The following is a 25,219-nucleotide window of genomic DNA, read 5'->3' as shown; positions in this document are numbered from 1 at the left end:
CGTTGTATGAAGGAAGGAAGGGAGTCAGTCATATCCTGGACTAATGCTGTGAGAAAAGCCTGACCAAGTACGCACGAACGTCATGGATCGCCGCGTCGCGCGCCTGGGCGTTGGCCCCAACATGCGGGTCCAATTGCACGCATGCATCCTTGAAGCTGAATTCGGATCGCGTCGCAAGGTTGATCAATCTCCCCTTCTCGTCTTCGGCGATCTTGCAATCGCGCACGGTTTGCGAACCCTTGGCAACGGTGGGTGGCATATCGAACGGCAGATCGAATGCATGAGGCGCCTCGGGGTACACCGTCATCACAACGTCGTTGCCGGCCTTGCGCAGGCGGTCTACATACTCGGCGCATTTTTGAGGCGGATCATAGTCATCCGCAGCGCCATGGAACTCTCGGATGGGGGCATCTACGTCGGTATCGTCGCGATAGCGCGTCATGCAATCCGGATAAAACGGAATGTATGCCTGGAAGCGTGCATCGCTCGTATTCCAGAGCCGATGAAGCCGGCGCATCCCCGCATACAGCGTGGCCTGCCCACCGCGCGAGAATCCCATCAGAACAATCCTTTGCGGATCGATTCGTGGATGATGAGCGAGCACGGACAGTGCTCCATATGCATCGATGATGAGATTCAGCCGCCCCAGTTGACTTTGGTTGCGACTCGTCGAAACGATGCCTCGCCCCGTGAAGCCGTCGATGGCGAACGTGGCGATGCCCATCGCGTTAAATATGCGCTCCCACATCTCGATGTTCGGGCCAATGCCGCTGGAACCGTGAATGAGCACCACCGCCGGCTGGCGCCCGCTCGCCTGGGCGAGGCGCAGCACGCCGCCTACCACCACCGGCTTTCCGTCTCTGCTGCCGGTCAAGACCTGACTGTCCGACAGCGTGAGCGAGGGAATCGCGTGCACTTCGACATGCGCCGCGATATCACTGCTTTCTGCTTGCGACGCGGTGGCCCAGCAGCACAGGGCAAGGGCGAAACCAGTCAACCACTTCATTGCCTATCCTCCTGGCGTCAGCCGTCGGTTTTGATAATACGGTCTGCCATCGGTGCTCTCCACCCGGTTGCGGCTGGCTGCAGCAGGCAGCGTAGGGCAAAAAAAATGCGCCTGCCGTTCAGGCAGGCGCTTGGGCCATCAGTTGGCAGCTTTGCGCTGCCGCCATTTGCGTCGCAGCCGTGCAATCAGCGTCCACGCGATCGCCAGCATGATTGCCCAGGGCACCAAATAAGCCACCGCCTGGATCACACCCGCACTGGCATTCACCAACGAGGGGATGAACTCACGCACGGCATTGCCGATGGGCGCCCACAGGCTGCGCGCGCCAGTCTGGCGGGTGGTCATGTCGATGGAAAGCACCTCGCGGTTCACGCGGTCCATCAGGTGTGCGTTCTGCCCCGTGGCGGCTTCCAGCTCGGATTGTGTTTCCGCCAACTTTTCCGCAATCAGGATCAGGTCTTCCACCTTGGTGGCTTTGCGCTGCAGCTCCAGCAGGCTCTTGCGATAGTTCTGCAGCATCTCCAGGCGCTTGCCGACTTCGGCCACGGGTTGGGCCAGGTCGTCGACATGGGTGCCCTGGCTGACGATGCCGCCGCTATCGGCCAGCCGCGCCCGCAATGCGCGCACACCCTCGGGCGTGGCGCGCAGGTTCAGGTGGGCGGTGCCGTTGCGCTGGTCGCGTTCCACCTGGATGCTCGCGTCCATGACCGTGCAGTGCCAGGCCACTTCTTTGGCGCAGGCGTCTTGCAGGCTGCGGTAGAGCGGCTCCAGTTGCGGCGGCTCGACTTCCAGCGAGACACGATGCTCGTACGCAAGGAATTGTTGCTCGGCGCGGTCGGCCATCTTGGCGCGTTCTTCTGGCGCAGCGGCGGACAGCGCGGCGGGCGATGCGCCGCCGGCTTCGGAATCGTGCTTCTTGCCGCAAGCGCTCAGGGACAGCGCGATCAGAAGCAAGCCGAGGAATCGGGTCATAGGCACGGGGGTTCGAGGAGGGGGCTGCGAAATGCAGCGCAGTCTAGCGCATGCGGCTTAGGGCGCCATGGTGGCGAACGCGCATAAAAAACGCCCGTCGGCGAGCCGGACGGGCGTTTTTTCTGAGGACGGCGACGTTGGTATCAGACGCCTTGCGGTACGCCGCGCGGTGCGCGCTTGCCGCTTTGAGCCGGCGCGTCTTCATGCACGTGCTCGACTTCGTCCAGATAGCGGGTGTGCCAGCCGCTGGCCACGCCCCACTGGTAGAAGCCCAGCGACACAACTGCCACGACGACCATGTCCCAACCGTAGGGGATCAGGCCCAGGCCGCCGAATTCCTTGCTGCCGAAGTACGACATCGCGGCGATGGTCGGCAGGTAGGCGATCATCCACCAGGCGCCCTTGAGTTCCGTCTTGAAGTCGGGCCAGCCGGCTTTGGCCTGGTAGTAGAAGTACACGGGCAGTGCCACCAGCATCAGGACGATGATCTCGCCGGTCAGCGGCCACTTGGCCCAGTACAGGATTAGCGATGCGCACACGAAAGCAAACGGTGCGATCAGCGACAGGCCAGCCAGGCGCAGCGGGCGGTGCAGACCCGGGGAGGTCTTGCGCAGCGACATCACGCTGATCGGGCCCGTCAGGTACGAAATGACGGTCGCCACCGAAATGACCGCTGCCAGCGCGCCCCAGCCACGGAAGAAGAACAGGAAGATGAACGACACCGCCAGGTTGAACCACATGGCCGGACGCGACACGCCAAAGATCGGGTGCACGCGGCCGAAGATGGCCGGCAGGGTGTTGTTGCGCTCCATCGCGTAGATCATGCGCGTGGTGGTGGCCATGTAGGTGGCGCCGGTGCCCGAGGGGCTCACGAACGCATCCAGATACAGCACGATGGCCAGCCAGTTCAGGTTGAGCGCAATCGCCAATTGGGCAAACGGCGAGTGGAAGTCGATGCCGTGCCAGCCACCCGCGAGCGACGCCGGCGGTACTGCGCCCAGAAAGGCAATCTGCAGGGCCACGTAGATCACGGCCGCCAGCAGGATGGAGCCGATCACCGCAATGGGCACGTTCCGGCCTGGGTTGCGCGCCTCGCCCGCCAGGTTGATCGGGCTTTGGAAGCCGTTAAAGGCAAACACAATGCCGCTGGTGGCAATGGCCGACAGCACCGCCGACCAGCCATACGGGGCAAAGCCGCCCGCCGTGCTCGCGCCTTCGGCCATGCCGAAGTTGCTTGGGTGGAAGCCCGCCGCGATCAGCGCCACGGCGGTTGCCAGCGGAATCACAAACTTGAAGATGGTGATGGCGCTGTTGGCCTTGGCAAACGCCTTCACGCCCCAGTAGTTCACCAGGAAGTACACGATCACCAGCACGGCAGAGAGCACCAGGCCGACCGGGGTCAGCTCACCGTTCTGGAACAGCCCCTGCGCCCACGGCCACGGCCACGAGCTCATGTACTGGATGGAGGCTTCGGCCTCGATGGGGATGACGGTGACGATGGCGATCCAGTTGGCCCAAGCGGCCACGAACCCCACCAGCGAGCCGTGCGAGTAGCGCGCATAGCGCACCATGCCGCCCGATTCCGGGAACATCGCGCCCAGTTCGGCATACGTCAGGGCGATGGCCAGAATGACCACGGCACCAATGACCCAGGTAAAGATGGCGGCGGGGCCTGCCACTTGCGCGGCATGGCCGGCACCGAACAGCCAGCCCGAACCAATGATCGAGCCCAGACCAGTGAGCATCAATGCCCAGGCGCCAAGGTTGCGTTGTACGTGTTTTTCCAAGAGGAGTCTCCACCCCGGCGAGTTGGAAGCTCGACAGGGTATTGCGGTGTGTTAACCAATCCGCTTAGTTCTACCGAGGCGACGCGGTTTTGGCATCGCCCACCATCCTGCACGGCGGGTGTCGCCAGGCAGGACATGCGGGTGTGGGTGACACGTTGTGTCAGCCCCACCAGTCCGGTCGCGATGAAGGGCAGGGCGCGATGCCTGCTCTCCGGGGGGGTCGCGTATAGTCACCGACGACGTTGTGCGGGGTACCGCACTTGCCGCCTGATTGCCGGAGCTCGCAATGGGGCGCAATGATAGCGAAATCGGTGGCGGTTGCACCTTCTTTTTTTCATGGTTCCCCCTAAGTTTTTGCGCCAATGGATTCCTCCCTCATCCCTTCGGTTGCACCGACATCATCCGCACAGTGGCATCGGCGCGTGCTCACGCTGGCGTTTCCCATCGTGCTGGCCAACCTGACGCAGCCGATCCTGTCGGCCGTCGATACCGCCGTGGCGGGGCATTTGCCGGGGCCGGAATACATCGGCGGGGTGGCGCTGGGCGGGGTGTTCTTCAATTTCGTGTTCTGGGGCTTCGGCTTTTTGCGCATGGGCACCACGGGGTTGGTGTCGCAGGCGCATGGGGCGGGCGATGCGCGCGCCTTGCGGGCCAGCGTGATCCGCGCGCTGCTGCTGGCGTTGGCCATCGGGGCGGTGCTGCTAGCGGTGCAGGGGCCGGCCATCCGCATCACGCTGGCGCTGCTGGGCGCGAGCGAGTCTGTGACACACATGGCGGAGGTGTACTGCCACGCGCGCATCTGGTCCGCGCCGTTTGCGCTGGCCAACTATGTCGTGCTCGGTACGCTGCTCGGACGTCAACAGGTGCGGCGGGCGCTGCTGCTGCAGGTGTTCATCAACACCGTGAACATGGCGGCGGTGTTGGGCCTCGTGCTGGGTGCTGGCATGGGTGTAGGCGGCATCGGCGTAGCAACAGCGCTGGCCGATATGGCGGGCTTTGCGCTGGGCATGCTGCTGCTATGGCTGCAGTGGCAGGAAGAGATGCGAGATCTGCCGCCGCTGACGCGCGCCGAATTGCTGGCGGGAGACGCCTGGCGCCGCCTGATGGGCCTGAACACCGATATCTTCCTGCGCACCTTGTGCCTGCTCGGCGCCTTCGGCTGGTTTGCCCACGCGGGCGCGCAACAGGGCGACGTGGTGCTGGCCGCCAACGCGCTGCTGCTCAACTTCCTGACCTTCATGGCCTACGGGCTGGATGGTTTTGCGCATGCGGCTGAAGCGCTGGTGGGCTCAGCCCTGGGCGCGCGCGATCGGCAGGCGCTGCGCATGGCGATTCGCGTGTCGACGTTCTGGTCAGTGCTGGGTGCGACGGTGTTTTCGGCCGTCTACGCGCTAGCGGGCGGCGCCATCATTGGCGTGCTGACCGATCAGCCAGCGGTGCGCGAAGCCGCGCGCCACTACCTGATCTGGGCGGCGCTGCTGCCGGTGGTGTCGGTGTGGGGCTTCCAGTTTGACGGCGTGTTTATCGGCGCGACCCGCACGCGTGAGCTGCTGGTGACGATGGCCGTGGCGGCGGCAGCGTTCTGGGGGTTGTCGGTTACGCTGCAGCCGCTGTGGGGCAACCACGGGTTGTGGCTGGCCATGCTGGGGTTCATGGGGCTGCGTGGGGGGATGCTGGGGGCGTTGTTGCCAAGAGTGTGGCGGACCCCGCAGTTGCAGCCGGCCTAGGCCACCTTATTGCGCAGACTCCACCACCAACAACGCCGTGGCCACCGTCTTCCCGGCATTCGAAATCGCGTGCTGCACATCACCTGGGTAGCGCGCCGATTCCCCGTGTCGCACTTTCTTCTCACTCGGGCCGGATTGCACGGTCACCGTGCCGCTGAGCACCGATAGGTGCTCCTTCGTGCCCGCCTCATGCGGCTCAGACGCCAGCACACCGCCCGGCTGAATCGCCAGCTCATACCACTCAAACCGCGCCGCCAGCTCCACGGGGCCCAGAATCTTCAATTCGCACTTGCCATCTGGGCTTTTGATGACTGGGATGGAGTGTGCCGGGATGACTGTTACGGCCGGCGCGGCATCCGCCGCTGCTTCGGGCGACAGGAAATCCGCCAACCCCACGCCCAGCGCGGTGGCCAAGCGCCAAAGCACGGCAACCGTGGGATTGGCGAGGTTGCGCTCGACCTGCGAGAGCATCGACTTGGACACGCCAGCGCGGCGCGACAGTTCATCGAGCGACAACTTGCGTGCCTGGCGCAGCGCCTGCAGCTTGGCGCCAACAGCCGGGGGGCCATCGGCAAGCGGTTGGGTGAGGGGAGCGGTGGCGGGGGCTTGTGCCATCGGTTGGGTTCTTGTAAATTGAACAAATTATTCGATATATCGAACTTGTTCGATTTATCGATCAACGCAGTCTACAGGAGGAGCACCATGGGGACAACGCAAGCCGCCGCTTCCACCGACGCTTTCTACGCGCATATCCGCCGCGAGCTGGAAGCCATCGAGGAAGCCGGTCTCTACAAGACCGAGCGCATCATCACCTCGCCGCAGGGCAGCGTGATCCGCACAGACGATGGCAAGGAGGTCATCAACCTTTGCGCCAACAACTACCTGGGTTTGTCGTCGCACCCCGAGGTGCTGAAGGCGGCGCATGAGGCGCTGGACACGCACGGCTTTGGCCTGAGCTCGGTGCGCTTCATCTGTGGCACGCAAGACTTGCACAAGACGCTGGAAGCGCGCCTGGCCAAGTTTCTCGGCACGGAAGACACCATCCTGTATGGATCGGCGTTCGATGCCAACGGCGGCTTGTTCGAGACGCTGCTCAGCGCCGAAGACGCCGTTATCAGCGATGAGCTGAACCACGCTTCCATCATCGACGGCATCCGCCTGTGCAAGGCGCAGCGCTATCGCTACAAGCACAACGATCTGGAAGACCTGCGCGCGCAGTTGCAGGCGGCCGATGCGGCCGGCGCGCGCTTCAAGCTGGTCTTCACGGACGGCGTGTTCTCGATGGACGGCACGATTGCGCGGTTGGACGAAATCCGCACCATCTGTGACGAATTCGGCGCGCTGCTGGGCATTGATGAGTGCCATGCCACGGGTTTCCTGGGCAAGCGCGGGCGCGGCTCGCACGAGCACCGTGGCGTGTTCGGCAAAATCGACATCATCACCGGCACGCTGGGCAAGGGCCTGGGCGGGGCGTCGGGCGGCTTTACCAGCGCGCGCAAGGAAGTGGTGGCGCTGCTGCGCCAGCGCTCGCGGCCGTATCTGTTCTCGAATACGGTGGCCCCGTCCATCGTGGGGGCGTCGATCAAGGTGCTCGACTTGCTGGAAGCCGACACCGCGTTGCGTGACAAGTTGGAAGACAGCGCGCTCTACTTCCGCCGCAAGATCGTCGAACTGGGGTTCGACATCAAGCCGGGCGAGCACCCCATCGTGCCGATCATGGTGTACGACGCGAACAAGGCACAGGCCCTGTCCAAGCGCCTGCTGGAGCTGGGTGTGTATGTGATCGGCTTCTTCTACCCGGTGGTGCCCAAGGGGCAGGCGCGCATCCGCGTGCAGATCAGCGCGGTGCATGAACGCGCGCAACTGGATGCGGCGCTCAAGGCGTTCGAGACGGCTGGCAAGGAACTGGGGATCATCTGATGAGCACCGGCACCAGCGGCACTACGCCGCGCATCCTCATCATCGGCGCCAACGGCCAATTGGGCACCGAGCTGGCCGCCGCGCTGGCTGAGCGCTACGGCAACAACAACGTGGTGACCAGCGACATGGTCCCCAAGGGCCGCCACCCGCAAATTCGCCACGAAATGCTCGATGTGACGGACCGCGGTCAGTTGCGCGAGATCATCGAGCGCCACAACATCACGCAGATCTATCACTTGGCGGCGGCGTTGTCCGCCGCGGCGGAGCAGTCGCCCACGTGGGGCTGGCAGCTCAATATGAATGGCCTGCTCAACGTGCTGGAAGCCGCGCGCAGTCACAACCTTGAGCGCATCTTCTGGCCCAGTTCGATTGCCGCGTTTGGCCCGACCACGCCGCCTGACAACACGCCCCAGAGCACGATCATGGAGCCCAAGACGGTCTATGGGATCTCCAAGCTGGCGGGCGAGGGCTGGTGCCGCTGGTATTTCGAGCACCACGGCATCGACGTGCGCAGCCTGCGCTACCCGGGGCTGATCTCGTACAAGACCGCCCCCGGCGGCGGCACCACGGACTACGCCATCGACATCTTCCACTCGGCTGTGAAGGGGGAGCGCTACGCGTGCTTCCTGAACAGCGACGAGGCCCTGCCGATGATGTACATGCCCGACGCCGTGCGCGCCACCATCGAGCTGATGGAAGCGCCGGCCGAGCGTATTACCGAGCGCGGCAGTTACAACCTCGCCGGCGTGAGCTTTACACCTGCGGAGCTGGCGGCGGAAATCCGCCGGCATCGCCCGACGTTTGAAGTGACGTACGCGCCGGACTTCCGCCAGGCGATTGCCGCGAGCTGGCCCAACTCCATTGACGATGCCGTTGCGCGGCGCGACTGGGGTTGGCAGCCGGAATATGGCGTCGCGGAAATGACGGTCGACATGTTGAAAAACCTTGCGCACCTGGCCGTGCCGAGCGAGACGCACGACGCACATTGACCTGCGGGATGCGATTGGCGGCAAGCAATGCAGCCAAATGCGGCCAATCGCCCCGCCTGCTTGCGGTATCGGTTGGGTCGGTTGTGTCCAACAATGCAGCATGACCGCCACTTTCCGCACCCGCCGCATGCCCTGTCCGACGCCCGAAGACCGTTCTGCGTCATCTGACCCGGCGCCGCGCCATCGCGACGACCCTGCGCCCACGCAACGCACGTGGTGGGTGCCGGTCGTCCGCATGTCGGTGGTGGCCGGCGTGGTGGGGGCCATTCCGCACACGCCGATTGCGCTACCGTTTGCCGAAGGCGCCTGGATGCTGCACACAGCAGCGGGCCTGCTATTCATAGTCGGCGCCGTCGACAGTCTTTTTCTCTTTGCCATGCGTCGCAAGCCGTGACGGCGCGCGCATCCAGGTACGCACCGCGCCACTTCCTGTGCTCCGGCGATCCGCTCGCTCGGTAAGTTTTAAAACAGGTTGTAAAAACGTTCAGACGACGGCCGATCGCATGATCGGGCCGGCCGTCGCATCGTCTCGTGTTCGTAACAGAATCGTTACAGAACGGCGTGATTATGCGGCAGCGCAGCAAACGTTCTCGGTGCCCCGCAATCCTTTGCGGCGGCGGCTCTTCAGCACTTTCAGCCTGGCCATTTTTGTGCCGTGAGTGTAAGCAGATGTTGCATTGCACGGTCCTGGCCCGATGCTTGCTCCATGTCGTGCGGTCACTCTGCGTGAGCAAGGTGAGTAAGTCACCTCGCGCCACGCGCAGAACAATGTTCTTCCTATAAGCGAATCCGGCCTGTTCCCACGGCATTCGCACTTCGCTCGTCCCCGCCGCCGATTGTGTCTGCTGCGCGGGTGACACGGCGCTTTTCTCGGATGGTCCCGGGGTTTCGACGGTCATTGCGCGCATGTGTGCCTGCCGCGGTGGGCGCTTGCGCGCGTGATCGGAATCGCTTCACAAGAAAACGAGGAAACCATGAAAGCAGTCCTGCTGGAGAATCATCCGTTGCTGCGAGCCGGACTTAGCGCACTGCTCGCGCATCCCTCCCTGGGCCTGGACGTTACTGCACCCGCATTGCCAGCGGGCGAGCCAGGCGAACTGCAACCGGCTGACGTGCGTGCGGATTTGCTCGTCGTCGGTCTGGACGAAGCCGATGCCCCCGTTGATGCCGCTCAGCTGCGCGATGCCATTGCCAGCAGCGAGGCGCGCCACGTGGTGTTGCTGGCAGCGTCCCTCTCACTCGAAGAAGCGCACGTTGCCATGACGTGCGGTGTAGACGCCTACGTGGCCAAGAGCCAGTCGCCCGAGGTGTTGCTGGCAACGCTGCGGCTGGTGCTGGCCGGGGGCCAGTCGTATCCCCCGCTGGCGCCGCGCACGACGGGCGCCGCAGTCCCGATGCTGGCGCTCAACGCTGCGGAAGCGGCGCAGCGGCTCAATGTGTCACTGCGGCAGTACGAGGTGCTGGTGTTGCTCTCACGCGGGCATTCGGTCAAGGGCGTGGGGCGTTTGCTGGGCATTTCGGAAGCCACCGTCAAGACGCACGCCTGCACGCTGTATCGCCGCCTGAACGTGCGCAACAAGAGCGAAGCGGTGTATGCCGCCATGCGCTTGGGGATTCCGCTGGAGCTGCAAGGTGGCACGGCTGCCACCCTGGCCGCAACGGTGGAGACTGCTGAGGAGGCCGACGTGTTTGTCGAGATGGCCGATGCCGCGCCGCGCACCGATGCCACGGTTGCCGATGCGGTGATGGCGCCGTCCCGGTCTGGGGCGCCAAACGTGGCCGCCGCAGCCGAACTGGGCGCAGAGTCCCGCTGGGCCGCCATGACGCGTGCGTTTGGCAGCGTGGGCCCCGCTCAGCCGCTGCGCACGCCTGTGCGCGCCGCTAACGGCACCGCTCGCCTGGGCTGACCCGCCACAGGCCGCTTCGATGCAACGCGGCTGGCGTGCACACGCACGCGCCGCTCACTGGACACCACAACAATGACAGCCCACGAGCCAACCTTCCGGACCCTGCCGGCGGAGCGCGTTTGCGCGCCTGCAGGCTGGGACCCGCGCCGGCATCCGCGCCGCTGCGCCATTGCCGCCGCCACCGTGGTGGTGGTCGGCACCGCCCCCATGCTGGCGCATGCCGCCTCGGACGATGCCTCCAACGCCGCCTCCGACGCCACCCCCCGGCACCTGATCGACGCGCAATTCAACGCGCCCGCCACCGTGGCGAGCGCAAGCAATGATGGCCTGCCTGCATCACCGGCCAGCACGCTGTTGATTGCGCAGCAACCGGTGCCGGCGGCAGTTGACACCCCGGCACCCGCGCCAATGCCTGCCGATGCTGCACCCTTGGCGTCGCCCGCACCAGCGCCGTCCCCGACGGTCATCTTGCCGCCGGGCGCGCCGTCTCCGGATGCGGCCGCGCCGGCGCCCACCATGTCGCCAGCCCCAAGCATGTCTGGCCCGACGGCACAGGGGCCGGGCGCGCTCGAGCCGCTGCAAGTGTCGCCCGAGGCGGCCAACGCCGCTGCCACGCACGCTGCCGGCAATCCGCCCGAGAACGCGCCTGCCGGCCCCATGCCAACCGACCGCGCTGCCTTCCACGACGAAGTCATGCGCGAAGCGCGCGAGGGCGCGGCCACGCTGGCACAAGAGCACCTGCGCGACCACCCCGACTGGTTCAAGGAAAGCGAGTCGTGGCACGTCGACCATGCCGCCGCTGCACAGCGCATCCGCTGGGGGCGTCAGCAATTGAAGGTCATCAACGGGCCGGAGCGCTTCGTCATCATCGACCAGGCAGTCGCCGAGATCGAAGCCCTGCTCAAGAAGGTGCCCGACACGCCCGAGAACGCAGAATTCCGCCAGGAAATCGTCGCGGACGAGGTGGTGGCGCTGTCCTCGCGCGGGCGCATGAAGGATGCCGTCAAGCGTTATGAGGCGATGTCGCAATCCGGCAAGGTGCCCGCCTACACCCGCGTGGCGGCGGGCGACGCGTATGGGTATCTCGATACGCCCGACAAGGCCGCTGCCGCCTACGCGCAGGCACTGAAAGATGCCGGCCCCGGCGAGATCGAAACGGGCGACGTGCAGGAAGGCCTGTTCTATGCCTACCTCGACACCGGCCGCTTTGAAGACGCGCGCGCGCTGCTCGACAAGATGAAGGCCGACAACCCGGAGTACGTGCGCCTGGCGCCCGAAGCCGGTACGCCCAACCCGGATTTCTCGCGCGTCAAACGCCTGGAAGCGCAGTACTTAGTGCTGACCGGCCGTACGCACCAGGGGATTTCCGAGATGGACAAGTGGCGGCACGAGGCACCGTTTGCCGCCTCGCTCGTGAGCGCGCGTGCGGATGGGGCGATGGTGCAGGCCGAGCCGTACCGCTCGCGCGAGATGTACAAGACCGCGTTGGCCGAACACCCGGATGACTTGAGCGTGGTGGCCGGCTATGGCCGCGCATCGCTGGCGGTGGACGACCTGAAGACCGCCAAGGACGTCGCCAACGGGCTCGACGAGCGCTTTCCGGAGAACGGCTCGGTGCATGCGCTGCGCAAGGATCTGGATGTGTACCAGAGCCCGCAGCTCGTCATTCAGTCGACGGCGGACAAGGGCAATTCGGTGTTCGCCAACAATGAATTCGGCATTGACACCAAGGCCTACAGCGGCCCGTTTGCCGATCACTATCGGCTGTTCGTCCACAACTTCTCGGGCCGCGCCAACTTTGATGGCACCTCGCAAAGCCGCGTGCGCAATGGCGCCGGCCTGCAGTGGTTCGATACGGGCGTCGAGGTGAACGGCGAGGTGCACCAGTCCGTCGGCTCGGCCGGCAAGACCGGCGGCACGCTCGATGCCACATGGATACCGAGCGACCACTGGAAGGTCTCGGGCATGGTCACCAACGACGACCTGGAGGTGCCCTACAAGGCTTACCAGGTGGGCGTGACGGGTAAGACCATCAGCGGCAACGTGCGCTACACGTGGGATGAAACGCGCTACGCATCGCTCACGTACGGCGTGTCGCGCTACACCGACGACAACTTCCGCCAGCGCTGGGGCGCCAACTTCTATCAGCAGCTGTTCGTGTCGCCCCGGCACACGGTGGGTGTGCTGCTGGGTGCCGATACGAGCCGCAACACCATGACGGGCCTGAACTACTTCAGCCCCTCGCGCGACTACAGCGGGCAAGCCACCGCCATCTGGTCGTGGACGCCCTGGCGCTATGCCGACAAGTCGTTCACGCAGCGCGTGTACCTGACGGGCGGCATGTACAACCAGCAGTCGTTCGGTAACAGCCCGATGTACGAAGCGCGGCTCGAGCACGTTTGGCAGATCAACCGCAAGACGCAGGTCTCTTACGGCATCGGCTTTGGCCGGCACCGCTACGACGGCCAGCCCGAGAACCGCAAGTTCCTGTACCTGAACCTCAATATTCCGCTTTGATTGCGCTCATGCCCATGCAAGCTTCCCGACAACCGTCGTTGCGACGATTCTTCGCCTGGATGGCGCCAAGGATGGCGTTGGCCCTGATGTTGGCCTTCCTTGCGGCAGTGCGTCCGGCCGCCGCCCTGCAGGTCGACTTCCTGCCCAAGCCCGATCCCGAGGACGGCAAGACGTTCCGCGTGCTGTGTTTTCACGATATTCGCGACAACCTGCGCGCCAGCTTCGAGACGCTGCCCGATGCGTTTGCCGTCGATACCAAGATGCTGACGAACATGTTCAGCTGGATCCAGGCCAACGGCTATCACCCCGTCACGCTGGCGCAGATTGACGAGGCGCGCCGAGGCGGCAAGCCGCTGCCCAAGCGGCCCATCCTGCTGACCTTCGACGACGGCTATGAGAGCCACTACACGAAGGTCTTCCCGCTGCTCAAGCAGTTCCGCTTCCCGGCCGTGTTCGGCCTGGTGACGGAATGGACCAATGCACCGCCCGGGGCAAAGATCAAGCTGTCGAACACGCAGATCGTCGACCGCGATTTCTTCATGAACTGGAACCAGATCCGCGAGATGCAGGCCTCGGGTCTGGCCGAGTTCGCCACGCACACACACGACATGCACCACGGCGCGCTTGGTAACCCCCAGGGCAACGAGATGCCGACTGCGACCACGCACGAGTATCTGCCCAAGCTTGGCCGGTATGAAACCGACGACGAATACCGCAAGCGCGTGCGGGCCGACCTGCAGCACAGCATCGACATCATTCAGAAGAACGTCGGCGCCAAGGTGCAGACCGTGGTGTGGCCGTATGGCGCCCACAACCTGCTGGCTGACCAGGAGGCCGCCAACGTGGGCCTGAAGTACATGCTCACGCTGGAGCCGGGCCCGAACACGCCGGATGTGCCGCTCACCGCCATCCGCCGCAGCCTGATGGGTTACGACACCAACACGGGCGACCTCGAGCGCTCGCTGCGCGAGCCCGTGACGCACCACGGCATGATCAACCCGGTGCAGCGTGTGGTGCATGTCGATATGGACTACATCTACGACCCGGACCCGAAGCAACAGGAAGCCAACCTCGGCAAGCTGATCGACCGCATCAAGGACCTGGCGCCGCGCGTGGTCTATCTGCAGGCCTTTGCCGATGCAAAGGGCAACGGTGCGGTGGATGCGGTGTACTTCCCGAACCGCCACATGCCGATGCGTGCCGACCTCTTCTCGCGGGTGTCGTGGCAGTTGAAGACGCGCGCCAAGGTGGAGGTGTATGCATGGCTGCCGATGCTGTCGTACAAGCTGCCGGACAAGAACCCCGCTGCGACACATCTGGTGCAGTCTTTGCCGGGTGCGCCGCAGAAGCCGGGCACAGTCAAGCCGCCGCGCCTGTCGCCGTTCGATCCGCAGGCGCGTCAGATGATTCGCGACATCTATGAAGACCTGGCCAAGAACGCGACCATCGACGGCATCCTGTTCCACGACGATGGCGTGCTCGACGACTACGAAGACGCCAGCCCCGCCGCGCTCAAGGCCTACGAGGCCATGGGCCTGCCGGGTGACATCAACCAGATCCGCCAGTCGCCCGAGCTGATGCAGAAGTGGACGCGTGCCAAGACCGCCGCGCTGATTTCGTTCTCGAAGGAGCTGATCTCGGTGGCGCAGGGCTACCAGAACGGCCGCGACATGCTGACTGCGCGCAACATCTTCGCGGGCCCGGTGCTCGACCCCAAGGCCGAAACCTGGACGGCGCAGAGCTATGACGACTTCCTGGAGGCGTACGACTACGTGGCGCTTGAAGCCATGCCGTACATGGAAGAGGCCAAGGACCCGAAGGACTGGATGAAGAAGCTGACGGCCGCTGTGGCCAAGCACAAGGACGGCCTGAAGAAGACCATCTTTGAGCTGCAGGCCGTGGACTGGCGCAACAACGACAAGCCGATCCCGACCACCGAGCTGCGTGACCAGATGCGCGCGCTGCGCTCGGCAGGTGCCCTCAACTACGGCTACTACCCCGATGACTTCATCGCCGGCAGGCCCGATACCGAAGTGCTGCGTGAGGTGATGTCGCTCAAGACGTACATCGAGACGCGCAAGCCGCCGGGCGGCAACACGGGCAGTGTCGAGAAGCTCAACAGCTCTTCTGTGCCGGCACCAGACCAGCCGACCCATGCGGAAGCGGAGCACAAGCCCGTGACCGAAGCGGCCACGCCGCCTAGAGCCGGCAACAGCGCCACCAACAAGGCCGGAGGCTGACATGGACCCGTTGTTGGTCAAACGCTGGATCTCCGGCTTCGTTTTCTACTACCCGTTCTTCATGTCGTATTTCTGGATGATCGGGGGGCTGCTGCATTACTTCCTGCTGGAGCGCGGCACCAGCCACATTCAGCATCCGCTGGCGCTGCTGGGCGTGAAGAGCTACCCCAAGGTATCGATCATCGTGCCCTGCTACAACGAAGAGGCCAATGTGCGCGAGGTGGTCAGCCACCTGGCGCGCATGCGGTATCCCAACTACGACATCATCGCCGTGAACGACGGCAGCTCCGACCGCACCGGCGAGCGGCTGAACGAGCTGGCCGCGCAGTATCCGCAACTGCTGGTGATCCACCAGTCGTCCAACCAGGGCAAGGCGATTGGCCTCACCACTGCCGCGCAGGTGACGGACGCCGAATACCTGATGTGCATCGATGGCGATTCGATCCTCGACGTGGATGCGATTGCCTGGATGATCCGCCACCTGATGGAGAACCCGACCATCGGCGCCGTCACCGGCAACCCGCGCATCCGCACGCGCTCCACGCTGCTGGGGCGCATGCAGGTGGGCGAGTTCTCGTCGATCGTGGGGCTGATCAAGCGGACGCAGCAGGTGTATGGCCGCTTGCTGACGGTGTCGGGTGTGGTGGTGATGTTCCGCAAGCACGCCATTGAAGACGTGGGCTACTGGAGCAACGACATGCTCACGGAAGACATCGACATCAGCTGGAAGCTGCAGGTGGGCGGCTGGATCATCCGCTACGAGCCGCGTGCGCTGTCGTGGATCCTGATGCCGGAAACCTTCCGCGGCCTCTACAAGCAGCGCCTGCGCTGGGCCAAGGGCGGCATCCAGGCGCTCATCAAGTACGCGCCGGCCATGCTGTCCCTCCGGCAATCGATGATGTGGCCGATCTTCTTTGAATACGCACTGTCGGTCGTGTGGGCGTACAACATGTTGTTCGTCATCACATGGTCGGTGGCGGGGTTCTTTATCGACATGCCGGCGGAATGGCGCATGGAGGCGTTCCCGCGCTGGCACGGCACGCTGCTGTTCATCACATGCGTGCTGCAGTTGCTGATCGGCTGCTTTATCGACCGCCGCTACGACGACGGCATCCTGCGCTACTTCATCGACACCGTCTGGTACCCGGTGGCGTTCTGGATTCTCAACCTCATCACCACGGTGGTCGGCTTTCCGGCTGTCGCCTTTCAACGCACGCGTGCACGTGCTCGCTGGACTAGCCCCGACCGGGGCGTACAACAACAGGGGAATTCGCCATGACCATGCTTGTCATTGACGTTTCACGTAATTCAATCCGACAGTCGTTTTCCGACAAGGGGATTGTCGGCACGCTGCACCACGTGCTGTGGTTCCGCATCGTCCGGCCCATCCTGGTGATCTCGATCTGGGGGATGCTGGGGTTGTATGTGGGCTACTCGATCAGCAGTGTGGGCCCGAGTGGTCTGCCGTTCGAGCAACTGCGCATGTACGGCAACATCATTGCCGGCATGGGTGGCGTTCTGGTGGTGTGGATGGTGCTGTCGCGGATGGATCGCGCCATCCGCCGCAAGATGGCCAGTACCAAGGCCCCGACACTGACGCCAATGGCAGCAGCGTCGCGTGCGGCCTTGCAAGCGAGCAAGCCGGCCTGGCAACGCCCGCGCAATACGCGCCTGCTGGTGGTCGACCACGATGACGACGGCGACATCACGCATGTGCGCTCATGGCAAGAGTGGACCGGCCGCGCCGCGCCCGAGGGCACTGCCACGCCGCCCACGCCGTTCGTTCGCAGCCCGGAATACGACCCCGAGGAACCGGTGCTTGCCACCAGCGAAGTCATCGTGCTGGAGCGCCTCGACCGCGCCGAGCCGTCGCTGGGCCGAGCCAAGTTGCCAACACCACAGCCGCAGCCGCATCTTGTGGCCAAGGCGGTCGACGAGGCGACGGCAGAGGCCGCAGGCTTTCACCGCTTTGGCTATCGCGGCCGTCTTGGCCGCAACGATTGGGTGGAACCGCCCGCGCCTACGCAGTCCTTTGCCATGCGCCCCGGCATGGCGCGCCACTATGGCGGCGTGAGTGCAGTCGTGCATGGCCGCGCTGCAGTACAAGTGGCGGACCGATCCACGGAACGCCGCCGCAGCCTCCACGCCTTTGGCGCACACGCGCAGCTCGAAGATTCCTACGCCGCATTGGAGCGCACCGAGCACATCGATCCGCTGCACGGCTTCGGGCGCCGCGCCAATATCGTCGCCAGCGACCATTGAGCGTCAGTTAAGCGACCGCAGAGAATAAGAGGGGCCGATATCACCCGACGCCCCCTGCGCCCCGGTGTGCGTGTCACCGGGGCGTTTTTTTGTCTGCGCGATTGCAAGCCGTTGCACCCTTCCCAAGCGCTAACGCATAAGGATTAAGGGAACGTCTTGATGCGGTGCGCAATCGTTGCCGCCAGTGCACGGCACGGCACAGCAAACGCTTGTTGAGCAGCAATCTCCGGCGCGGGCATCGCGTTGTTGCGCAAACTGGCGCGGAGCCCTCTTGATTGCCGACGCGCGCCTGCCTATGCTGGGTTCTCCTGCAAGCGAGTCCATCGGCTCTCTCTCTTTCCCTTGCAGTGCTCATGCTGTCAGTGAACCAAGCCCTCCGTCGCAAGCGCCGCACGCGACACACAATCAAAGCTGGAGACAACTGTGCTGAGTCCCCATGAATTTGCCGTTCTGCTCTTGGTCAACGAGGGTGCCGAAGCCGCGGACTTGGACCGCGCCGATGTTGAGGCATTGATCGAGCGTCAGCTCGTCACACTGGAACGCCGTGGTCCCGACCACTGCTACGCCCGGGTGACGCTGCAGGGCTACGTGTTCCTCAAGGCTTCCGGGCACGTGCGCACAGCCGTGCGCCGCGTGGCTGCGGTGCCGCACTGAACTGTCCTTCCTACCGGTTTTTTCCGCACGCCGTCTGCATCGTCTGGGCACGTCGCCCAGGCAATGGGTGATGTGCGCGTGCGCCGATACAAACGGAAACACACGGCAAGTGGCCCAAGCCTGCCCCGCGCGCTGCATGGGGCGAGGTTTTTGCTGAGTTGCAGATGCCACCTCTGGGTTTGAACGCGATTGCGTTGGCGATCGCTTGCACACCCGGCGGCTGGCATCCAAAGACAACTCAAGAGGAGCCACCATGAAAGCCCAAGCCACACTTGCTGCCGCGCTGTTGGCGGTTGCCGGCACCGTATTCGCCCAGCCGATGCCGCCACCCCGGCCGGATATGGACCGCGACCATGAAGGCGCCGAACGCGCCGAGCGCATGGAACACGCCGAGCGGATGGAGCAACGCCACGACGAGCATCGCGAACACCGCGAACTCGAGCACGCACGCCGTGAACTGCGCCACGATCGCGAGGCCATCAAGCGCCGCGCGCACGAAGAACATGAGGAACACGAACGGCACGAACAGCGTGAGCGGATGGAGCCGCATTGAGCCCCATGCTGCTGAACTTCGTCCATAGGCCCGCGCACGATGTCGCGCGGGCCGCGCCGGCCTCGTTCCAGGCGACGTCTTTCGCCCCCGCCTAGTTAACCACCCCCAATACCCTGAATGACCTTGCCCATGCCTTCACACGTGGGGCATGGGTTGCCGTTGCGTTGCCCGGTGCCATTGCAGTCCGGGCAGACCGCCTCACCGGTGCCGGTGGTGCCCGGTTCGGCTTCATCACCGGGGGCGGGTTGGGTGGAATTCGGTTCGCTGGGGTTCATCTCGCACCTCTGCTGTCGCATGCGTTTCCGGAGACCAGTGAGGCGCAGAAATCATGCCGGCCGTCGTATGCTGCGCGTCTCACGGCGCGGGAACTGCGCTTGCTAACTCCCCGATCATCTGCGGAAGAACCCAGGCCACAGGCCAGCCATGAAGGCAAGCCTGGGCCGTGTTGAATCCGAATCAAAAGGAGCGGCATTTGAAACCCCCATCGACCGTGCCATTGGAGCGGCGCCGCCGCCTGGGCGCATGGCTGCCCGAGCCTGAAGCCAAGCTCGGCGCGTTTCGTCAGGAACTGGTGGCGCAGGCGCTGGCGCGCCAACGTCGTGCCCCCGGTTCGGCCACCGTGCAGGCATTGGCACAGTTGATCGACTCGGACCCGATGTTGCGTATGCATCTGACGCGCGCCATTGAAGAGGCGCAAGCCAACGGCTACGTGCTCGGCTACAGCAACCCTGCGGAGCTGATGCTGGCGATCGACCACGTTGTGACGTGCGCACCGCGCTTCAGTGAATCGAGCCTGGTGGTGTGCCCGCTCAACGCGCTGCTGGACTGGCTGATGTGCATGCCGTCGGGGTATGCGCTGTTTCGCGATGGCCGCTTCAATGCCGCCCTGAAGGCGGTGTTGCTGGGATGGGGCAGCTTCTTGAGCGGCCCGCATTCGCGCGCGTATCTGAACACGCAGTCGCCGGGTGGTTGGTTCTGCGCGGAGGCCGTCAAGCGCGTCGGCATGGATCAGTTTGTGTGCGACCGCAGGCAGCCGTACTGGGGCTTTGCGTCGTGGAACGATTTCTTCACGCGCCGTTTTCGCGCAGATGCACGGCCGGTGGCAGGCGACGACGACCCAAAGCTGATCGTGAGCGCGTGCGAAGCCGCGCCCTACAACATCCGCTATGGCACGCGCCTGGAAGACGCATTCTGGATCAAGGCCCAGCCGTATTCGTTGCGTGACGTCTTCGGGCCCGGCAAGTTGGAGATCGCGCAGCAGTTCGTGGACGGATGCGTGTATCAGGCGTTCTTAAGTGCCTACAACTACCACCGCTGGCACGCCCCGGTGGGCGGCACGATTGTCGATGCCTACCACTTGGACGGCACCTACTACTCCTGCGTGGAGGCGGAAGGTGCGGACCCAGGAGGGCTCAACGATTCGCAGGGCTACAGCACCGCCATGGCGGCCCGCGCGGTGATCACCATTGCGTGCGACGACCCCGCCATGGGCACCATTGGCTGTGTGTTCGTCGGCATGGCCGAGGTGTCGTCATGCGTGATCGACGTGACACCGGGACAGCACGTGTGCAAGGGCGAGGAGCTTGGCTTCTTTCAGTACGGTGGATCGACGTACTGCCTGTTTTTTGCGCCGGGCGTGGTCGATGCGTTTATGGTGCAGCCGCCGTTCTCGCACGATACCGCGCCCGTCAAAGTCAACGCAGCGCTGGCGTGGGCCCGCTAGCGCAGCTTCACGTATCAGGCTTCCACTTCCGCCAGCGCTTTCAGGCCGACTGACAGCATCGCCAAGTCGGCCGGGCCCGCTGCCATCTGGTCGGCGATTACGCGGTTGTAGCGCGCCAATGCGTCTTGCCGGGTGGCTTGCCACGTCTCCACCAACGCGTCCGCGCTGGCGCCCGAAGGCGCGTCGCGCAGTACGGACCCCGTCAACCGGCGGCGCAGTTGCCCGAGTTCTTCCAGCAGGGTGGCGCGCGCCAGCATCTGCCAGTGGGTTTGCGCGGGCAGGCCGAGGATGCCGCTTTGCAGCCAGCCATAGTTCAATGGCTGGTCCAGCGCGAAGTACACGCGCGCCGCGAGCTTGGCGTCGCAGTTGCACGCACTGGCCACTTCAGCAATGTCGAGCAGCGACACGCGCGCAGGGATGCCGGTTGCCACGCGAGCCAGCGCATCCGGCACACCGGCATCGACCAGCGCCTGCTGTTGCTGCGCGGCGGCCTGCATGGAGGCTTCCGTCTGCAGCGAGTCAATGTCGGACGCCAGTGCATCGACTGCCGTGCGGAAGTGCGCCACCGTGGCGGGTACGTCCAGCACATTCGACGTGCGCCGCCGCAAGAACCACAGCGTGGCGCGCTCATGCAATTGCGCCAGCGCCGTGAACAGCGCGGTCTGCGTATCGTGCGGCACCTTGGCGTCCAGGCCATCCACCTCTTGCCAAAGCGCATCGAGCCGATAGACGGCCCGCGCCACCAGGCTGGCCCATACCACCGCCAGCGGCTCGGCGCCAGTTTCCTCGGCCAGGCGGTGCACGAAGGTCACACCGGCACGGTTGACGAGCGCGTTGGCGTGCATGGTCGCCAGAATTTCCCGCCGCAGCGGGTGCCTCGGGATGGCTGCCGCGCAGCGTGTGTGCAGCGGCTGCGGAAAATACCCTGGCAGGCCATCGGCAATGAAGGGCTGGTCCGGCAGGTCGCTGCCGAGCAGCACGTCGTACAGCCACATCTTGCTGTAGGCCATCAGCACGGCACGCTCGGGCGTGGTCAGGCCGCCGCCCGCCGCGCGCCGGGAGTCGATCTCTTCATCGGCGGGCAGGAATTCGATCGGCCGGTTCAGGCGTCCGTTGCGCTCCAGATGCCGCATCAGGCGCGCTTCGGGTTCCAGCCACTGCGCGGTGCGTGTGCGCGCCAGCGACAACGCCTGCGTCTGGAAGTAGTTGTCGTGCAAGACGAGCGTGCCCACCTCGTCGGTCATCTCGGCCAGCAGCGTGTTGCGCTGCTTGAGCGTCATCTCGCCGTCGGCCACCACCAGGCCCAGCAGGATCTTGATGTTGACCTCGTGGTCGGAGCAGTCCACGCCGGCCGAGTTGTCGATCGCATCGGTGTTGATGCGGCCGCCGCGCTGCGCGTATTCGATGCGGCCAAGTTGCGTGCAGCCCAGGTTGCCGCCTTCGGCCACCACCTTGCAGCGCAGCTCCGCGCCGTTGACGCGCAGGCCGTCGTTGGCGCGGTCGCCAACTTGCGCGTGCGTTTCGGTGCTGGCCTTGATGTAGGTACCGAAGCCGCCGTTGTAGAGCAGGTCTACCGGCGCCTTGAGGATGGCGTGCAGCAGATCGTTCGGCGCCATCTCGGTGGCAGTTACATCCAGCATGGCGCGCACTTCGGGTGAGAGCGGAATCGCCTTGGCGGTGCGCGGGAATACGCCGCCGCCGGGGCTAATCAGCGCCCGGTCATAGTCGGCCCAGCTGGAGCGCGGCAGGTTAAACAGCCGCTCGCGCTCGGCAAAGCTCGTGGCTGCGTCGGGGGATGGATCGAGAAACACATGCCGATGGTCGAACGCCGCCAGCAGCCGGATATGTCGCGAGAGCAGCATGCCGTTGCCAAACACATCGCCCGACATGTCGCCCACGCCGACCACGGTGAAGTCTTGCGTCTGCGTGTCGACACCCATCTCGCTGAAGTGCCGCTTGACCGATTCCCACGCGCCGCGCGCGGTGATCGCCATCTTCTTGTGGTCGTAGCCGACGGACCCACCCGAGGCAAACGCATCGCCCAGCCAAAAACCGTATTCAGCGGAGATGGCGTTGGCGTAGTCCGAGAACGTGGCGGTGCCCTTGTCGGCGGCCACCACCAGATAGGGGTCGTCTTCGTCGTAGCGCACCACGTCGCGCGGGGGCACGAGGCGGCCGTCGACGTAGTTATCGGTCAGGTCCAGCAAGCCGCGCAGGAAGGTCTGGTAGCACGCCACGCCTTCGGCCAGATACGCGTCACGGTCGGTGGCGGGCGGCGGTTGCTTGACGACAAACCCGCCCTTGGAGCCCACCGGCACGATGACGGTGTTCTTCACCATCTGCGCTTTCACCAGCCCCAGCACTTCGGTGCGGAAGTCCTCACGCCGATCCGACCAGCGCAGCCCGCCGCGCGCCACTTTGCCGCCGCGCAGGTGCACGCCTTCCACGCGTGGCGAGTACACCCATATCTCGAACATCGGCTTCGGCTCGGGCAAGCCCGGCACACGCGCAGGGTCAAACTTGAACGAGAGGTACGCCTTGGGCTGCCCATCCGGCGCGGCACTCTGGAAGTAGTTCGTGCGCAGCGTGGCCTCCAGCACGCCGAGGAACTGACGCAGGATGCGGTCTTCATCCAGGTTGGGCACGTCCTCCAGCGCTTCGTCGATCTGCTTGCGCAGCGTGTCGCTGCGGCGCGTGCGTTCGGCTGCGTCCAACGCCGGGTCGAAGCGCACGAGGAACAGATGCACCAGCGCCCGCGCGATCGATGGGTTGCCGTTCAGCGCGCTCTCCATATACGCATTGCTGAAGGTCGAACCGATCTGGCGGATATAGCGCGCATACGCCCGCAGGATGCGCACCTCGCGCCAAGTCAGGCCGGCCTGCAACACGAGGCGGTTGAGGTCGTCGTTCTCAAGCTCACCGCTCCAGATGCGCGCAAAGGCTTCTTCAAAACGCGCACGGGCTTCGTCGAGGTCTACCTCGCTGCCGTCGACGGTTTCCATGCCGAAGTCGTGCATCCAGATGGGCGCGGCGTCGGCGGGCTCGATGCAATAGGGGCGCTCTTCGTTCACGCGCACACCCAGGTGTTCAAGCATCGGCAGGCTGTGCGAGAGCGAGGTCGGCTGCCCCGCGCGGTAGATCTTGAAGCGCAGCGCGCCGGGTGGCGCTTCCAGCGGCCGGTACAACTGCATGGTGAGCAGGTTGGCGGCGGTGTTCTGATCCAGCAGCGGCTCCATCAGTTCGATGTCGCGCACGGCCAGGCGCGCGGGGTAGTCCTCGCGGAAGCCAGCGGGAAAGGCATCGGCGTAACGGCGCAGCAGGCGGTTGCCGCGCTCTTCGCCGCCGCGCGCCAGCAGAGCGTCGGACAGATCGTCCTGCCAGCGCCGCGCCGCCTGCACGATGCGCGCTTCGAGCTCGGTCACGTCCACGTCCGGCACGTCGCCCGGCTGCGTGCGCACGGTGATGTGGATGCGCGCGAGCATCGATTCCGACAACTGCGGCGTGAACTCCACGGCGGTGCCGTGGTAGGCGTCCAGCAGCAGTTTCTGGATGCGCACACGCAGGTCGGTGTTGAACTTCTCGCGCGGTACGAACACGAGGCACGACACGAAGCGATCAAACGGGTCGCGCCGCACAAACAGCCGCGTGCGCTGACGCTCCTGCAACCGCAGGATGCCGAGCGCGATGTCGTGCAGCGCTTCGCTATCCATCTGGAACAGCTCGTCGCGCGGATATTGCTCCAGGATCGTGACGAGCGTTTTGGCCAGGTGCCCATTCGGCAGAAAGCCGGTGCGCCGGATCACGTCGGCCACCTTGCGTCGCACCAGCGGAATGTCTTCGGCCGGCACCATGTAGACGTTCGATGTGTACATGCCCAGAAACCGCCGCTGCCCACACACGCGGCCCTCCGCGTCGAACAGTTTGATGCCGACGTAATCGAGATACCCGGGGCGGTGCACGGTCGCGCGCGAGTTGGCCTTGGTGAGGAAGATCGGCTCGGGTGCGTCGATAAACTTCGCGGCACCCGGTGCGAGGCGCGTGGTATCTGGCGTGGAGGCGTCGCGCAGCGCTTCACGCAACACGCCCAGACCCGTGCCCGGGATGCCGCGCAGGTAATGGTGCGGGTCGGGGCCATCCTCTTGCGTGATGAGCTCGTAATCGCGATAGCCGAGGAAGGTGAAATGCCGATCCAGCATCCACGAGAGAAAGGCTTGCGTTTCGGCAATCTCGGCTCGCTCCACATCACCGGTAGAGGGCTGCGCCGCGCGCACGGCCAGCGCTTCGATGGCAGCTTGCGCGGCGGCCTGCATGGGTTTCCAGTCGTCCACCGTGGCACGTACATCGCCCAGCACGCGCACCAGGCCGTCGTGCAGCGCCTGCATGCGCTCGGGCTCGGAAAAGCGGTCGACCTCGATGTGGATGGTGGACTCGAAGCGCGCGGTGCCGTCGGTCTCGCGGTCAGCGTCGCTGGGTGTGTCGGGCATGTCGCCGGCCAGGGCCGTGGGGCGCTGCACGCCGCCACCGGCAGTCACCGCCACGCGCATGCCCGCCGCATCGCGCTGCACGCGATAGACCGGGTGAAAAGCGGAATGCAGCGCCAGCCCCTGCCGGTTGATCTCCATGGTCACGGAGTCGAACAGGAACGGCATGTCGTCGTTGACGATCTCGACCACCGTATGGCCGCAGTACCAGCCGTGCTGTTCCAGGGTGGGGTTGTAGACGCGCACGCGCGGCTGGCCGGACACGAACTTCTGCCCCAACTGCCAGTGCGCCATGGCCGCGCCATACAGGTCGGCCACGCTGCGCGAGGTCACGTCTTCGGGGTCGGCCAGGCCGTAGTAGTGCCGCAGAAAGGGCTCGAACAGCGCGGCAATATCGGGTGCGCGTTCGCGTGCGAGGGCCACCGCGTCCGCCATGTGCTGGCGGACCTTGTCGTCGTGCTGGGCAGACATGGATGCCTCC

18 protein-coding genes are annotated in these 25,219 nt (G+C 64.9%); 12 read left to right on the top strand and 6 right to left on the bottom strand.

Translation table 11 applies throughout. The features are described from left to right. Nucleotides 1-40: 40 nt before the first annotated feature. The 3 genes from ACN9M1_RS23465 to ACN9M1_RS23455 all read right to left on the bottom strand — a co-directional run bounded on the left by ACN9M1_RS23465 (nt 41) and on the right by ACN9M1_RS23455 (nt 3,765). On the bottom strand, nt 41-1,006 hold the full coding sequence (locus tag ACN9M1_RS23465) for a dienelactone hydrolase family protein (protein WP_426399251.1): 966 nt from the start codon (nt 1,004-1,006) through the stop codon (nt 41-43). Nucleotides 1,007-1,144: 138 nt separating this feature from the next. After that, nucleotides 1,145-1,978: a DUF4349 domain-containing protein gene (locus tag ACN9M1_RS23460; RefSeq protein ID WP_426399250.1), complete on the bottom strand. Its 834-nt coding sequence runs from the start codon at nt 1,976-1,978 to the stop codon at nt 1,145-1,147. Nucleotides 1,979-2,121: 143 nt separating this feature from the next. Then, nucleotides 2,122-3,765: an APC family permease gene (locus ACN9M1_RS23455; protein WP_426399249.1), complete on the bottom strand. Its 1,644-nt coding sequence runs from the start codon at nt 3,763-3,765 to the stop codon at nt 2,122-2,124. A 362-nt stretch (nt 3,766-4,127) separates the two neighbouring features. On the opposite strand from ACN9M1_RS23455, the gene ACN9M1_RS23450 reads away from it, so the two are divergent. Further along, nucleotides 4,128-5,492 carry an MATE family efflux transporter gene (locus ACN9M1_RS23450; RefSeq protein ID WP_426399248.1) on the top strand — a complete coding sequence of 455 codons (1,365 nt, stop codon included), beginning with the start codon at nt 4,128-4,130 and terminating at the stop codon, nt 5,490-5,492. Nucleotides 5,493-5,498: 6 nt separating this feature from the next. Here the strand turns inward: ACN9M1_RS23450 and ACN9M1_RS23445 are convergent, their stop codons facing one another. After that, complete coding sequence (locus ACN9M1_RS23445; protein WP_426399247.1) at nt 5,499-6,107, bottom strand: helix-turn-helix domain-containing protein; 609 nt, start codon at nt 6,105-6,107, stop codon at nt 5,499-5,501. A gap of 87 nt (nt 6,108-6,194) precedes the next feature. Here ACN9M1_RS23445 and kbl point away from each other — a divergent pair, with 87 nt between their 5' ends. The 10 genes from kbl (at nt 6,195) to ACN9M1_RS23395 (ending at nt 18,534) form a co-directional block, all read left to right on the top strand. Then, the gene (gene kbl, locus ACN9M1_RS23440; RefSeq protein ID WP_426399245.1) at nt 6,195-7,412 is read left to right on the top strand and encodes a glycine C-acetyltransferase; all 1,218 of its coding nucleotides are present in this window, start codon (nt 6,195-6,197) and stop codon (nt 7,410-7,412) included. Then, nucleotides 7,412-8,401 (top strand): NAD-dependent epimerase/dehydratase family protein, encoded by a 990-nt coding sequence (locus ACN9M1_RS23435; protein WP_426399244.1) that lies wholly within the window; start codon nt 7,412-7,414, stop codon nt 8,399-8,401. Before kbl ends, ACN9M1_RS23435 begins: the two co-directional genes overlap by 1 nt. A gap of 100 nt (nt 8,402-8,501) precedes the next feature. Next, entirely contained in the window at nt 8,502-8,795 is a 294-nt protein-coding gene (locus tag ACN9M1_RS23430) for a hypothetical protein (RefSeq protein WP_426399243.1), read from the top strand. Nucleotides 8,796-9,375: 580 nt separating this feature from the next. Beyond that, nucleotides 9,376-10,308 (top strand): LuxR C-terminal-related transcriptional regulator, encoded by a 933-nt coding sequence (locus tag ACN9M1_RS23425; RefSeq protein WP_426399242.1) that lies wholly within the window; start codon nt 9,376-9,378, stop codon nt 10,306-10,308. A 72-nt stretch (nt 10,309-10,380) separates the two neighbouring features. Further along, nucleotides 10,381-12,825, top strand: coding sequence for a poly-beta-1,6 N-acetyl-D-glucosamine export porin PgaA (gene pgaA / locus ACN9M1_RS23420; RefSeq protein WP_426399241.1), 2,445 nt, complete (start codon nt 10,381-10,383; stop codon nt 12,823-12,825). Nucleotides 12,826-12,896: 71 nt separating this feature from the next. Continuing rightward, nucleotides 12,897-15,065 carry a poly-beta-1,6-N-acetyl-D-glucosamine N-deacetylase PgaB gene (gene pgaB / locus ACN9M1_RS23415; RefSeq protein WP_426399240.1) on the top strand — a complete coding sequence of 723 codons (2,169 nt, stop codon included), beginning with the start codon at nt 12,897-12,899 and terminating at the stop codon, nt 15,063-15,065. A 1-nt stretch (nt 15,066) separates the two neighbouring features. Next, nucleotides 15,067-16,344 carry a poly-beta-1,6-N-acetyl-D-glucosamine synthase gene (gene pgaC / locus ACN9M1_RS23410; RefSeq protein ID WP_426399238.1) on the top strand — a complete coding sequence of 426 codons (1,278 nt, stop codon included), beginning with the start codon at nt 15,067-15,069 and terminating at the stop codon, nt 16,342-16,344. Then, nucleotides 16,341-17,327, top strand: coding sequence for a poly-beta-1,6-N-acetyl-D-glucosamine biosynthesis protein PgaD (locus ACN9M1_RS23405; protein WP_426399237.1), 987 nt, complete (start codon nt 16,341-16,343; stop codon nt 17,325-17,327). The genes pgaC and ACN9M1_RS23405 overlap by 4 nt, the downstream gene beginning before the upstream one ends. A gap of 423 nt (nt 17,328-17,750) precedes the next feature. Continuing rightward, nucleotides 17,751-17,981, top strand: coding sequence for a hypothetical protein (locus ACN9M1_RS23400; RefSeq protein WP_426399235.1), 231 nt, complete (start codon nt 17,751-17,753; stop codon nt 17,979-17,981). A gap of 253 nt (nt 17,982-18,234) precedes the next feature. Beyond that, nucleotides 18,235-18,534, top strand: a complete 300-nt coding sequence (locus tag ACN9M1_RS23395; protein ID WP_426399234.1) for a hypothetical protein — start codon at nt 18,235-18,237, stop codon at nt 18,532-18,534. Between the two features lie 95 nt (nt 18,535-18,629). On the opposite strand, the gene ACN9M1_RS23390 is transcribed toward ACN9M1_RS23395, so the two are convergent. Continuing rightward, the gene (locus ACN9M1_RS23390; protein ID WP_426399233.1) at nt 18,630-18,809 is read right to left on the bottom strand and encodes a hypothetical protein; all 180 of its coding nucleotides are present in this window, start codon (nt 18,807-18,809) and stop codon (nt 18,630-18,632) included. Between the two features lie 197 nt (nt 18,810-19,006). Between ACN9M1_RS23390 and ACN9M1_RS23385 the strand changes: the two genes are divergently transcribed. Beyond that, nucleotides 19,007-20,257 carry a phosphatidylserine decarboxylase family protein gene (locus ACN9M1_RS23385; protein WP_426399232.1) on the top strand — a complete coding sequence of 417 codons (1,251 nt, stop codon included), beginning with the start codon at nt 19,007-19,009 and terminating at the stop codon, nt 20,255-20,257. A gap of 14 nt (nt 20,258-20,271) precedes the next feature. Here ACN9M1_RS23385 and ACN9M1_RS23380 read toward each other — a convergent pair whose 3' ends face one another. After that, nucleotides 20,272-25,209, bottom strand: a complete 4,938-nt coding sequence (locus tag ACN9M1_RS23380) for an NAD-glutamate dehydrogenase (RefSeq protein WP_426399231.1) — start codon at nt 25,207-25,209, stop codon at nt 20,272-20,274. Nucleotides 25,210-25,219 lie beyond the last annotated feature (10 nt).

This window comes from Ralstonia sp. R-29 (assembly GCF_049913345.1).
Taxonomy (GTDB): domain Bacteria; phylum Pseudomonadota; class Gammaproteobacteria; order Burkholderiales; family Burkholderiaceae; genus Ralstonia.
The sequence above is the reverse complement of the archived record's forward strand: the minus strand, read 5'-3'. Positions and strand labels throughout refer to the sequence as shown.

Coding starts and splice junctions, on each gene's coding strand:
- ACN9M1_RS23465 (WP_426399251.1), bottom strand. CDS start 1,006: ATGAAGTGGTTGACTGGTTTCGCCCTTGCCCTGTGCTGCTGGGCCACC.
- ACN9M1_RS23460 (WP_426399250.1), bottom strand. CDS start 1,978: ATGACCCGATTCCTCGGCTTGCTTCTGATCGCGCTGTCCCTGAGCGCT.
- ACN9M1_RS23450 (WP_426399248.1), top strand. CDS start 4,128: ATGGATTCCTCCCTCATCCCTTCGGTTGCACCGACATCATCCGCACAG.
- ACN9M1_RS23445 (WP_426399247.1), bottom strand. CDS start 6,107: ATGGCACAAGCCCCCGCCACCGCTCCCCTCACCCAACCGCTTGCCGAT.
- kbl (WP_426399245.1), top strand. CDS start 6,195: ATGGGGACAACGCAAGCCGCCGCTTCCACCGACGCTTTCTACGCGCAT.
- ACN9M1_RS23435 (WP_426399244.1), top strand. CDS start 7,412: ATGAGCACCGGCACCAGCGGCACTACGCCGCGCATCCTCATCATCGGC.
- ACN9M1_RS23430 (WP_426399243.1), top strand. CDS start 8,502: ATGACCGCCACTTTCCGCACCCGCCGCATGCCCTGTCCGACGCCCGAA.
- ACN9M1_RS23425 (WP_426399242.1), top strand. CDS start 9,376: ATGAAAGCAGTCCTGCTGGAGAATCATCCGTTGCTGCGAGCCGGACTT.
- pgaA (WP_426399241.1), top strand. CDS start 10,381: ATGACAGCCCACGAGCCAACCTTCCGGACCCTGCCGGCGGAGCGCGTT.
- pgaB (WP_426399240.1), top strand. CDS start 12,897: ATGGCGTTGGCCCTGATGTTGGCCTTCCTTGCGGCAGTGCGTCCGGCC.
- pgaC (WP_426399238.1), top strand. CDS start 15,067: ATGGACCCGTTGTTGGTCAAACGCTGGATCTCCGGCTTCGTTTTCTAC.
- ACN9M1_RS23405 (WP_426399237.1), top strand. CDS start 16,341: ATGACCATGCTTGTCATTGACGTTTCACGTAATTCAATCCGACAGTCG.
- ACN9M1_RS23395 (WP_426399234.1), top strand. CDS start 18,235: ATGAAAGCCCAAGCCACACTTGCTGCCGCGCTGTTGGCGGTTGCCGGC.
- ACN9M1_RS23390 (WP_426399233.1), bottom strand. CDS start 18,809: ATGAACCCCAGCGAACCGAATTCCACCCAACCCGCCCCCGGTGATGAA.
- ACN9M1_RS23380 (WP_426399231.1), bottom strand. CDS start 25,209: ATGTCTGCCCAGCACGACGACAAGGTCCGCCAGCACATGGCGGACGCG.